At 72.6% G+C, this 12,632-nt stretch carries 5 protein-coding genes; 4 read left to right on the top strand and 1 reads right to left on the bottom strand.

Features of this window, described 5'->3' with window-relative positions:
- Positions 1-64: 64 nt before the first annotated feature.
- Positions 65-721 (top strand): SDR family NAD(P)-dependent oxidoreductase, encoded by a 657-nt coding sequence (locus tag ACK4S2_RS05805; RefSeq protein WP_409621430.1) that lies wholly within the window; start codon positions 65-67, stop codon positions 719-721.
- Complete coding sequence (locus ACK4S2_RS05800) at positions 715-2,247, top strand: cryptochrome/photolyase family protein (RefSeq protein ID WP_409621428.1); 1,533 nt, start codon at positions 715-717, stop codon at positions 2,245-2,247. The genes ACK4S2_RS05805 and ACK4S2_RS05800 overlap by 7 nt, the downstream gene beginning before the upstream one ends.
- A 20-nt stretch (positions 2,248-2,267) precedes the next feature.
- On the opposite strand, the gene ACK4S2_RS05795 is transcribed toward ACK4S2_RS05800, so the two are convergent.
- A complete protein-coding gene (locus ACK4S2_RS05795; protein ID WP_409621425.1) occupies positions 2,268-4,805 on the bottom strand; it encodes a response regulator in 2,538 nt (845 codons plus the stop codon).
- Positions 4,806-4,959: 154 nt separating this feature from the next.
- Between ACK4S2_RS05795 and ACK4S2_RS05790 the strand changes: the two genes are divergently transcribed.
- Together ACK4S2_RS05790 and pbpC are read left to right on the top strand one after the other, a co-directional pair.
- On the top strand, positions 4,960-10,368 hold the full coding sequence (locus tag ACK4S2_RS05790) for an alpha-2-macroglobulin family protein (protein WP_409621422.1): 5,409 nt from the start codon (positions 4,960-4,962) through the stop codon (positions 10,366-10,368).
- The gene (gene pbpC, locus ACK4S2_RS05785) at positions 10,365-12,419 is read left to right on the top strand and encodes a penicillin-binding protein 1C (protein WP_409621420.1); all 2,055 of its coding nucleotides are present in this window, start codon (positions 10,365-10,367) and stop codon (positions 12,417-12,419) included. The genes ACK4S2_RS05790 and pbpC overlap by 4 nt, the downstream gene beginning before the upstream one ends.
- The last annotated feature ends 213 nt before the right edge of the window (positions 12,420-12,632 follow it).

Below are 12,632 nucleotides of genomic sequence, written 5' to 3'. Positions count from 1 at the left end.
CGGTGGGGTCGGGCATTGATTCCCTGCACCCGCATGCTAGCTGCGCGGCGACAAGGAGGCGGGCATGACCAAGGCACTGGTGATCGGGTCGCAAGGCGGTATCGGCAAGGCGCTGGTGCAGGCGCTGGCAGAGCGGGGCGAGGTGACGGGCCTGAGCCGGGCCGACGGGCTGGACGTGACCGATGCGGCCTCGGTCGCGGGCGTGCTCGGTGCGCTGAGCGGGCCTTTCGACGCGGTGATCGTCGCCACAGGCGCGCTGGCCCCGCCGGGCCGGCAGCCGGAAAAGACCCTGCGCGCGCTGGACCCGGCGCAGATGGCGCAGCAGTTCGCCGTCAACGCCACCGGGCCGCTGCTGGTGCTGCAACATGCCTTGCGGCTCTTGCCGCGCGACCGGCGCTGCGTCTTTGCGGCCCTGTCGGCGCGCGTCGGCTCCATCGGCGACAACCGGCTGGGCGGGTGGTATTCCTATCGCGCCTCCAAGGCGGCGCTGAACCAGCTGATCCGCACCGCGGCGGTCGAGGTGGCGCGCAGCCACCCGCAGGCGGTGCTGGCGGCCATTCACCCCGGCACGGTCGCCACCCGGTTCACCGAAGGCTACCCTGCCCACCGCAAGGCGACCCCGGCCGAGGCCGCGCGCAACATCCTGGCCGTGCTCGACGCGCTGTCGCCCGCGCAATCGGGCGGGTTCTTCGACTGGTCGGGCGCGGTGGTGCCGTGGTAGCCCCGCGCCTGATCCTCGTGCTGGGCGACCAGCTGACCCCCGGGGTGGCCGCCTTGCGCGCGGCGGACAAGCGCCGCGATGTGGTGGTGATGGCCGAAGTGATGGCCGAGGCGCAGGCCGTGCCCCACCACCCGCAGAAGATCGCCCTGATCTTTGCCGCCATGCGCCACTTTGCCGCCGACCTGCAGGCCCAGGGCTGGCGCGTGGCCTATGCCCGGCTCGACGACCCCGAAAACACCCAGTCGATCCCGGGCGAACTGATCCGCCATGCGGCCGCCACCGGCGCGGTCGAGGTGCTGGCCACCCGCCCCGGCGACTGGCGGCTGATGGCCGCGCTGGAAACCTGCCCGCTGCCCGTGCATCTGCTGGAGGACGACCGTTTCCTGTGTTCGGTCGCCGACTTCGATGCCTGGGCCGATGGGCGCAAGGAATTGCGGCTGGAATGGTTCTACCGCGAGATGCGCCGCCGCACCGGCCTGTTGATGCAAGGCGACCAGCCGGCCGGCGGGCAATGGAACTTCGACAAGGAAAACCGCAAGCCCGCCGCCCCCGACCTGCTGCGCCCGCGCCCCTTGCGCTTTGCCCCCGATGCGACGACGGCCGAGGTTCTGGCCCTGGTGGCCGCGCGGTTCGGCGGGCATTTCGGCCGGGTCGAACCCTTCGGCTGGCCGGTCACGCGGGCCGAGGCCCTGCAGGCGCTGGAACATTTCGCGCAACATTCCCTGCCGCGCTTTGGCGACGAACAGGATGCGATGCTGGCGGGCGACCCCTGGCTGTCGCATTCGCTGCTGTCGCCGGCGCTGAACCTGGGCCTGCTGTTGCCGATGGAGGTCTGCCGGCGGGCCGAGGCCGAATGGCAGGCCGGCCGCGCCCCGCTGGCCGCGGTCGAAGGCTTCGTGCGCCAGATCCTCGGCTGGCGCGAGTTCATCCGCGGGGTCTGGCGGCGCGAGGGGCCGGGCTATGCGCAGCGCAATGCGCTGGGGGGCGGGCTGCCCTTGCCGCAGGTCTACTGGGGCGGGCCCACGCGCATGGCCTGCATGGCCGCGGCCGTGGCCCAGACCCGCGATCTGGCCTATGCCCACCACATCCAGCGGCTGATGGTGACCGGCAATTTCGCGCTTCTGGCCGGTCTGGACCCGGCCGAGGTGCATGGCTGGTATCTGGCGGTCTATGCCGATGCCTTCGAGTGGGTAGAGGCGCCGAACACCCTGGGCATGAGCCTGTTTGCCGACGGCGGGGTCGTGGCCTCCAAGCCCTATGCTGCCTCGGGCGCCTATATCGACCGGATGTCGGACTATTGCGGCGGCTGTTCCTACCGCGTGCAGGACAAGTCCGGCGACCGCGCCTGCCCGTTCAACCTGCTGTACTGGCATTTCCTGCTGCGCCACCGCGACCGTTTTGCCCGCAATCCGCGCATGGCGCCGATGTATCGCACCTGGGACAGGATGGCCGAAGGGCACAAGGCAAGGGTGCTGGCCGATGCCGACCGCTTTCTTGCCCGGCTGGCCGAAGGCGCCCCGGTCTGACGCCCCGGTCCGACGCCGCGCTACTCGTCGGGCACCGGGCCGACCGGGCGGGCTGCGGGCGGGCACAGTTCGGCAATCGTGCGGGCAATGGCGGATTTGCGCAACGGTTTGGTCATGTAGCGGTCGATGCCGGCGGCCAGGATCGCGGCCTCGTCCCCCTCCAGCGCCAGCGCGGTCAGCGCCACGATGGGCACATGCTGCCCGGTGCCGGCCTCGGCCGCGCGAATGGCGGCGGCGGCCTGGCGGCCATCCATTTCCGGCATCGAGATATCCATGAAGATCATGTCGGGCCGGAACCGGCGCCACAGCTCGACCGCTTCGTGTCCGTTGCCGGCGAACTCCAGCTCGATGTCCAGATCGCGGACCATCTTGCGGAACACCAGCTGGTTGGTGCGGTTGTCTTCGGCCGCCAGCACCCGCATGGCCCGGCTGGCAGGGGGGGCTTCGGGTGGCGCCGGCACCGGCGGCGGCGCCGAAAGCGCTTGCAGGTGGCGAAACAGGTCCGACCGCAGCAGCGGCTTTTGCAGCACGGCCGCCAGCCCCTCGCTGCCGTCGCGTGCCGCGGCCGGGTTCGACGACAACAGCACGATCGGCACCGCATGTCCGGCCGCGCGGATGGCACGCGCCAGTTGCAGCCCGTCCATCTCGGGCATGTCGTGGTCGGTCAGCACTGCATCGATTTCCGGCCCTTCGGCCAGCGCGGCCAGCGCCTCGGCGCCCGAGCGGCAGATCACCGTATCCACCCCGGCGGTTTCCAGCTGCCGTTGCAGGATGGTGCGGTTGATGAACTGGTCGTCCACCACCAGCACGCGGTGCAGCGTGATCGGCACACCGGCCGGCGGCGCCGCACCCTCGGCCACCGGCAGCGTCAGGCGGAAGCCGAAGCACGAGCCCTTCCCCAGCTCGCTGTCCACCCAGACGGCGCCGCCCATGCGTTCGATCAGCCGCCGGGTGATCGCCAGCCCCAGACCCGTGCCTTCGAACTTGCGGTTCGCGGCATCCTCGACCTGGTTGAACTCGCCGAAGATATGGTCGAGGTGCTGCGGCGCGATGCCGATGCCCGTATCCTCGACCGTGACATGCAGTTGCTGGCGCCCGTCTTCGGCCTCGAACCCGACCACGCGCACCAGCACATGCCCGGCCTCGGTGAACTTCACCGCATTGCCCATCAGGTTCGTCAGCACCTGCCGCAACCGGCCCGGGTCGCCGACGAATCGTGTGGGCAGGAACATGTCGAAGTCGATCAGCAGGTCGATGCCGCGCGCCCGCGCCTTGGGTTGCAGCAGCATCGCCACTTCGTGGATCACCCGTTCCAGATCGAACGGCTCGGGGTAAAGCGTCAGCTTCTCGGCCTCGATCTTCGAGTAATCGAGGATGTCGTTGATGATGACCAGCAGCGCCTCGCCCGACGACCGGATGGTTTCGGCGAACAGGCGCTGGTCTTCGGTCAGGGCGGTATCGCAAAGCAGTTCGGCCATGCCGACGACTCCATTCATGGGGGTGCGGATTTCGTGGCTCATGTTCGCAAGGAAGGCGGATTTGGCGCGGTTCGCGGCCTCGGCCTCGGCGCGGGCGGTTTCCAGCTCGGCCTGCTGGCGCTTGAGCTCGGTGATGTCCACGCGCAGGCCGACCCGCCCGCCATCGGGTGTGGCGCGGTCGATCACGCGCAGCCAGCGGCCATCGGCCAGCACCTGTTCGTCGGTGCCTTCGGCGCGGCGGTGCTTGGCCAGGCGTTCGGCCAGCCATTCCTCCTCGCGCCCGATGGCGTCGCTGTGCTGGCCGCGTTCCAGCCCGTGGCGCAGGATATCCTCGAACCGCGCGCCGGGGACCATCGCCTCGGCGCTGGCGGCATAAATCTCGCGGTAGCGCTGGTTGCACATCACCAGCCTGTCATGGCGATCGAACAGCACGAAACCATCGGGAATCGCCTCGAAGGCGGTCATCATCCGCATGTGGTCGGTGATGTTGACCGCCAGTGTCACCATGTCGCCGTCGCGGGCGCGCCGGTCCACCAGCCGGACCCAGGTGCCATCGTGGAACTGCACCACTTCGGACGGAATCGGGTCGGCCTCCCACCGGGCGCGGATGCGTTCGGCCCAGGTATCGGCATCCTCCTCGCCACGCAGGATCAGCCTTTCGCGGGCGCACAAGGCGATGATGTCGCCATAGCCGATGCCGGGCCGCACCTCGGGGAACCGTTCGAAAGGTGTCAGAAAGGCCTTGTTGGCCATCACCAGCCTATGGCGGTTGTCGAACACCGCGAACCCGTCCAGCAGGGTGTTGATGCTGTCCCACAGCCGGCGTTCGGCCATGACGGCGGCAGTATGCGCGCGGTCGAGGTCGCTCAGAAAGCGCGAGTTCTGGCCGCGCAGCACCTCGGCCTGGCTGCGCGCCGAGGCCGCGGCATGGCGCTGTTCCAGCACCTGTTCCGACAGCGCCTTGGCATGCAGGGCCAGCTTTTCGTTCGCGGCCTGCAACTCGCGGCTTTTCTGTTCCAGCAGCCGCTCCGCCGCCAGACGTGCCCGCCGTTCCCGTGCCAGACGTTCCGCAATATCCATCGACCCGATCAGCCTTGCCGCCCTGCCGCCTTGACTACCTTGGCCTGTCCGGGGTGAACGTGCGGTTAACCGCACTGTTCCGAGGCGGCGTTTTGCTTGCCTTGCAACGCGCCGGCTGGCACCATCACGCCAACTGCACGCAGGAGATTTCAGCATGCGCATGGGGTCGTTTGCCCTTGGGGTGATTCTTTCGGCCGGTCTGCTGGCAGCGCCCGCCGCCGCGCAGGATCTGCTGCCCGAACGGCGCGCGGTGCTGGTTGACGGGTTCGACCTGCCGGGGGGCGACCTGCGCACGATTCTCGACACCACGCTCGAAGCCTGCGAGCGCGCCTGCACCACCGACCGGCGCTGCACCGCCTTTACCTACAACGCGCGCAATGGCGCCTGCTTTCCCAAGGCCGAACCCGGCGCCCCGGTGCCCTATGCCCGGGCGATTTCGGGCACCATCGCCCCGACCGATGCCGCGGCCCAGGCCACCGCCCGCGACCGTGCCGCCGACCTGGCCTTCCTGCCGCGCTGGACGATCCTGCAGGCCACCGAACAGGCGGCGCGGCTGGGGCGCGACCATGTGGCCGGCCTGTTCGCCGCCGAAGACCTGCGCAAGGCGGCCGTGGCGGCCGAGAACGCCGGCGACCCGGCCCGCGCCATGCAGCTGTGGGGTGCTGCCGCCAGCCGGACCGACGCCGCCTCGGACTGGGAAGAATATGCCCGCCAGTCGCTGCGGGTGGCGCAGCAAGGCGGCGATGCCGCCCCGGCCTTGCACGACCGGGCGATTCGCGCCGCGACCAACGCCTATCTGCGCACCACAACCCCGGCGCAGCGCCACAGCGTGCTGGTCGTCCTGGCCGAGGCGCTGGAGGCTGGCGACCGCGGCCGCCTGGCCGTGGGGGCGCTGCGTCGGGCGCAGGCGATCCAGTTCCGCGACGATACCGCCCGCGCGCTGGAGCGCGTTTCGGCGCTTTACGGCCTCAGGATCGAAGATCACGAGGTCCAGTCCGACCTTGCCAGCCCGCGGCTCTGCGCGACCTTTTCCGAGGATCTGGTGGAAAAGGGGCTGGATTACACGCCTTATGTGCAGCTTCCCGAACCGGGCCTGACGGTAGAGCCGGGCGGCTGGCGGCAACTGTGCGTGGCCGGCCTGAAACACGGCCAGCGCGTGACGATCACCTTCCGCGAAGGCCTGCCCGCGGCCGATGGCCAGACGCTGGCGCAATCGGTCGGCATCACCGCCTATGTCCGCGACCGTCGCCCGCAGGCGCGTTTCGCCGGTGGCGGCTTCGTGCTGCCGCGCACGGGCACGGCAGCGCTGCCGGTGCAGACGGTCAATACCCCCCGGCTGGACCTGGAGCTTTACCGCGTGTCCGACCGCAGCCTGATCCGCTCGATCCAGGCCGACTGGTTCGGCCGCCCGATGGACAGCTGGGATGCCAGCCGCTTTTCCGCCGATACCGGCGAACGCATCTGGCAAGGCAGCGCCGAAGTCCCGGTCGAGGTGAACCGCGACGTGACCACCCGCCTGCCGCTGGATGCGGCGCTGCGCGGCCAGCCTGCGGGCATCTATGCGCTGAAAGCCGCCGTGCCCGGCGCCGACGAATGGGAAACGCCGCCGGCCTGGCAATGGTTCGTCGTCTCCGACCTCGGCCTGACCACGCTGTCGGGCGTGGAGGGGCTGACGGTGGTGGCCCGGTCGCTGGCCGATGCCGGGCCCAAGCCGGGGGTTCAGGTGCAACTGCTGGCGCGCTCCAACCGGGTGCTGGGCACCGCCACGACCGATGCCCAGGGCCTCGCGCGTTTCGACGCGGCGCTGACGCGCGGCACGGGGGCGGCGCAACCCGCGCTGGTGGTGGTGGCCGACGGCGACAGCGACATCGCCTTCCTGTCGCTGACCGACCCCGAGTTCGACCTGTCGGACCGCGGCGTCGAGGGCCGCCCGGCCGCGCCGCCGATCGACCTGTTCCTGGCCACCGACCGCGGCGCCTACCGCGCGGGCGAAACCATCCACGCCACCGCGCTGGCCCGCGACGGCAACGCCCGCGCCTTGCCCGGCCTGCCTCTGACCGCCCGCCTGCGTCGCCCCGACGGGGTGGAATACGCCCGCCAGCGCATCACCGACGTGGCCGGCGGCTTTGCCTTTGCCATGCCGGTTGCCGCCAATGCCCCGCGCGGGGCCTGGAAGCTCGAGGTGCTGGCCGACCCGGAGGCCGCGCCCCTGGCCGTTGCCTCGGTGGTGGTCGAGGATTTCCTGCCCGAACGCATCGACTTTGCCGTGACCGCGCCCGACACGCTGAACCTTGGCGGCAGCGCCCAGCTGGGCATCGCGGCGCGCTACCTGTTCGGTGCGCCGGGCGCCGGGCTGGTGGCCGAAGGCGAGGCGGTGCTGCGCGCAGCGCCCGGCCTGCCGGGGCTGCCCGGCTATGTCTTCGGTTTGGCCGATGCGCCGTTCAGCGCGCAGATGTTCCCCTTTGTCGCCGGTGCCACCACCGACGACAGCGGCGCCGCCAGCCTGACCGCCACGCTGCCCGACCTGCCCAACCCCGGCCGCCCGCTGGAAGCCGTGCTGCGCCTGCGCCTCGCCGAAGGCTCGGGCCGCCCGGTGGAACGCTCGGTGACGGTGCCCGTGGCCCCGGTGGCCACGCTGATCGGCGTCAAGCCGCTGTTCGACGGCGTGCTGCCCGAACGCGGCGAGGCGCGGTTCGAGGCGGTGGCCGTGGGCGCCGAAGGGGTGGCGGCCACCTGGCGGCTCGACCGGCTGGAAACCCGCTATCAGTGGTATCAGCTTGGCGGCGAATGGAACTGGGAACCCATGACCACCCGCACCCGGGTCGCCGAAGGCAGCGTCACGCTGGGGGCGGCGCCGGTGGCGCTGGCCGCGGCGGTGGACTGGGGCGAATACGAACTGACCGTTTCGGGCGACGGTGCCGCCACTTCGACCCGCTTTGCCGCCGGCTGGTTCGCCGCCGCCGACACCACCCGCACGCCCGACACGCTGGAGCTGTCGCTGGACAAGCCGGCCTATGCCCCGGGCGACACCGCGCGGCTGCGCGTGGTGCCGCGGGCGGCGGGGGTGGCGCTGGTGTCGGTGCTGTCGAACCGGGTGCTGTCGATGCAGGCGGTGCCGGTGGCCGCCGGCGAAAACCTGATCGACCTGCCGGTGACCGACGACTGGGCGCCCGGCGTCTATGTCACCGCCTCGGTGCTGCGCCCGATGGATGCGGCCGCCGGCCGCCTGCCGGCCCGGGCGCTGGGCCTTGCCCATGCTGCCATCGCCCCCGGCGACCGCCAGCTTGCCGCCACGCTCGACCTGCCGGCCGAGGCGGCCCCCCGCGGGCCTCTGGACATCGCCGTGCGGGTGCAAGGCGTTCGGCCCGGCGAAACCGCCCATGTCACGCTTGCGGCCGTGGATGTGGGCATCCTCAACCTCACCGGCCACAAGGCGCCCGACCCTTCGGCGCACTACTTCGGCCAGCGCAAGCTGGGCGTGGGCATCCGCGACCTCTACGGCCGGCTCATCGACGGGCTGAACGGCGCCGAAGGCCAGGTGCGCTCGGGCGGCGACGCGGCCGGCCCGCGGTTCCAGGCCGACCCGCCGACCGAGGATCTGGTGGCCTGGTTCTCGGGCCCGCTCGAGGTTGGCGCCGACGGCTATGCCCGCGCGTCCTTCGACCTGCCGTCCTTCAACGGCACGGTGCGGGTGATGGCAGTGGCCTGGTCCGACAGCGGGGTGGGCCAGGCGCAGGCCGATGTGCTGGTGCGCGACCCGGTGGTGGTCGCGGCCAGCCTGCCGCGCTTCCTGCAACCGGGCGATTCCAGCCGGCTTCTGCTGGAAATCGTGCATGCCACCGGCCCGGCCGGGCGCATGGGCCTCGATGTGGCGGCGCAAGGCGCCACGCTTGGCCCGGTGCCTTCGGGGGTGGACCTGGCGCCGGGCGGCAAGCAGGTGCTGTCGATCCCCGTGACCGCCGCGGCCGAAGGGCTGGCGACGCTGACCGTGCGGCTGACCACGCCCGAAGGCCGGGTGCTGGCCAAGCCGCTGAACCTGCCGGTGCGCGCGAACGACCCCGAGACCCAGCGCCTGACCCGGTTGGACCTCGCGCCCGGCCAGACCTTTGCCGCCGATGCCGGCCTGCTGGCCGGCCTGCGCCCGGGCGCGCATGCGCTGATCTCGGCCGGCGGGCTGGCGCGGTTCGATGCGCCCGGCCTGCTGGCGGCGCTGGACAGCTACCCCTACGGCTGCACCGAACAGATCACCTCGCGCGCGCTGCCGCTGCTGGCCTTCGGCCCGATGGCCGAGGCGATGGGCCTGCCCGAAACCGCCACCGTGCAACAGCGGGTGGAACAGGCCCTGGCCGGGGTGCTGCTGAACCAGACCGCCGAAGGCGGCTTCGGCCTGTGGTCGGCGCGCGGCGGCGGCGAAATGTGGCTGGATGCCTATGTCACCGACTTCCTGTCGCGGGCACGGGCACAAGGGCACGCCGTGCCCGACCGCGCCTTCCGCGCCGCGCTCGACAACCTGCGCAGCCGGGTCAACTACTACGGCGATTTCGAACAGGGAGGCGAGGATCTGGCCTATGCCCTGATGGTGCTGGCGCGCGAAGGTGCCGCCGCCATCGGCGACCTGCGCTATTACGCCGATGTCAAGGCGGGGGCCTTTTCCACCCCGCTGGCGCTGGCGCAGCTGGGGGCGGCGCTGGCCAGCTACGGCGACCAGCCGCGTGCCGATGCGCTGTTCCGCCGCGCAGCCGACATGTCGATGAACCGCCGCAGCGCCGAGGCCGAACAGCTCTGGCGCGCCGACTTCGGATCGAACCTGCGCGATGCGGCCGGCGTGCTGGCCCTGGCGCTGGAGGCCGGCAGCACCGCCGTGGACCGCGAGGCTTTCGCCGCCCGGCTGGCCGCCACCGCCGGGCAGCGCGCGCTGTCCACCCAGGAACAGGCCTGGATCCTGCTGGCGGCCCGCGGCCTCGTGGGCAGCGGCGCCGAAGGGCTGGAGCTGGACGGCACCCCGGTGACCGGCCCGCTGGTGCGCCGCTTCGACGGCGCGCCGCTGACGATCCGCAACGCCGGCACCGCGCCCGCCACGCTGACCGTCGCCGCCTTCGGCCAGCCCGAAGGCGCCGAGCCCGCAGGCGGCGCCGGCTACGACATCCGCCGCAGCTACTACACGCTCGACGGGGCCGAGGCCGACCCGACGCGCCTGCGCGCCGGAACGCGGCTGGTGGCGGTGCTGGACATCACCCCCACCGGCTCGGGCGAGGCGCGCCTGATGGTGGCCGACCCGCTGCCCGCGGGCTGGGAAATCGACAACCCCAACCTGCTGCAAGGCGGGCAGGTCGCCGCGCTGGACTGGCTGGCCCCGGAAACCGACGTCACCCACGCCGAGTTCCGCGCCGACCGTTTCCTTGCCGCGCTGGACCGGCGCGACGATGCGCCGTTCCGGCTGGCCTACATCCTGCGGGCGGTGTCGCCCGGCAGCTTCCACCACCCCGCCGCCACGGTCGAGGACATGTATCGCCCGACCTTCCGTGCCTGGACCGATGCCGGCCGGGTGACCGTGACGGAATGAAGGCGCGCGCCGCCTTTGCCCTGGCTGCGGGGCTCTGGCTGGCCGCGCTGGCGCGCGACGGGGCCGAGGCCTGGGTGGCCGCCACCGACCTGCCGCCGCTCGCGGTCGAGACGGGGGCCGAGGTGCTGGCGCGCGACGGCCGCGCCTTGCGGGTCTGGACCGTGGCCGATGGTCGCTGGCGGCTGGCGACCGAACCGGGGCTGGTGGACCCGCTGTATCTGGCCATGCTGACCGCCTTCGAGGATCGGCGCTTTGCCGACCATCCGGGGGTGGACTGGCGCGCCTTGCTGCGCGCAGGCTGGCAGGCGGTTGCAGCGGGGCGCGTGGTGTCGGGCGGCTCGACCCTGACGATGCAGGTGGCGCGGCTGCTGGAGGACAGCGGCACCGGCCAGTGGCGCGGCAAGCTGCGGCAGGTGCGGGTGGCGCTGGCGCTGGAACGGCGGCTGAGCAAGGCGCAGATCCTGTCGCTCTACCTGCACCTTGCGCCCTTCGGCGGCAATGTCGAAGGCGTGCGGGCCGCGTCGCTGGCCTGGTTCGGGCGCGAGCCGGCGCGGCTGACCCCGGCGCAGGCGGCGCTGCTGGCGGCTTTGCCGCAATCGCCCACCCTGCGCCGCCCCGACCGCGCCCCCGCCGCCGCGGCTGCGGGGCGCGACCGGGTGCTGGCCCGCGCGCTGGAGGCCGGGCTGATCGACCGCGACACCCACGATGCCGCCCGGGCCGAGCCGCTGCCCGCCGCGCGCCGCCCGTTTCCGCGGCTGGCCCCGCACCTGGCCGAACGGCTGCGCGCCGCCGCCCCCGGGCAGGGGCGCATCGTGACCACGCTGGACGCCGACCTGCAGGCGCGGCTGGAAAGCCTGGCCTCCGAGGCGGTGGCGCGGGCGGGCGAGCGGTTGCAGGTGGCGCTGATCGTGGCCGACCACCGCTCGGGCCACATCCTCGCCTCGGTCGGGTCGGCGGCCTACGACAACGATGCCCGGCAAGGGTTCGTGGACATGACGCAGGCGGTGCGCTCGCCTGGGTCGACGCTGAAGCCGCTGGTCTACGCGCTGGCCTTCGATCAGGGGCTGGCCCACCCCGAAACGCTGATCGAGGACCGGCCCACCGCCTTTGGCCGCTATGCCCCGCAGAACTTCGACCGCCAGTTCCGCGGCACCCTGCGGGTGAAGGAGGCGCTGCGGCTGTCGCTGAACGTGCCGGTGGTGGCGCTGGCCGAGGCGCTGGGGCCGGAGCGGCTGATGCAGGGCCTGCGGCGGGCCGGGGTGCGGGCGGTGCTGCCGGGCAACGGGGTGCCGGGGCTGGCGGTGGCGCTGGGCGGCGTGGGGGTCAGCCTGGAACATCTGGCGGGGCTTTATGCGGCGCTGGCGCGGGGCGGGGTGGCGCGGCCCCTGTCGGCCTTGCCCGACGCCGCCGGCGCCGAAGAAGGCGAGCGGCTGGTGTCCGGCGTGGCGGCCTGGCAGGTGGGCGACATCCTGGCGGGGCTGGCCCCGCCCGACGCCAGCGCGCCGGGCCGCGTGGCGTGGAAAACCGGCACCAGCTACGGCCACCGCGATGCCTGGGCGCTGGGCTGGGACGGGCAGCATGTGGTCGGGGTCTGGATGGGGCGGGCCGACGGCACGCCGGTGCCGGGCGCCTTCGGGGGCGAGCTGGCGGCGCCGGTGATGTTTGCGGCCTTTGCCCGGCTGGGGCCGCAGCGGGCGGCCTTGCCGCCGCCGCCGCCGGCGGCGCTGCTGGTGGACAACGCCCGCCTGCCGCAGCCTTTGCAGCGGTTCCGCCCGCGGGGCGCGCTGACCGGGCCGGGGCTGGCGACTGCCCCGGAAATCGCCTTTCCGCCCGACGGGGCCGAGGTGGCGCTGGACGGCGCGCCCCTGCTGGCGCGCATCCGGGGCGGGCAGGGCCCCTTTACCTGGCTGGCCGACGGGGTGCCGCTGGCGGTGGGCGACCCGGGGCGGGAGGTGCACCTGCCGGTGCCGGCGGGGGCCGGGGCGGTGACGCTTTCGGTGATCGACGCGGCGGGGCAGGCGGCGCGGGTGCGGGTCACGCTGGCGCCCTGAGCGGGCCGGGCCGGAAAGGCGCCGGGGGTCACGAGGCGGGCGGAAGCCGGCGGACCTGGGCGCCAGAGGGCCGAAAGACGGCCGGCCCTTGGCCTGTCTCTGCGAGGGACAGTTTCCGGCCCCTTTTTTCTCAATGGGTTACGCCGGCGTTTTCACGAAGCCTTAACCTTTGCCCGCGGTGCAGGGGCGCGGGGGCGCGGGGGGCGAGAGGCC

The sequence above is a fragment of the Gemmobacter sp. genome, from assembly GCF_046292685.1.
Lineage (GTDB): Bacteria > Pseudomonadota > Alphaproteobacteria > Rhodobacterales > Rhodobacteraceae > Wagnerdoeblera.
Note: the sequence above shows the minus strand (reverse complement) of the source record. Positions and strands in the feature narration are given on the sequence as shown.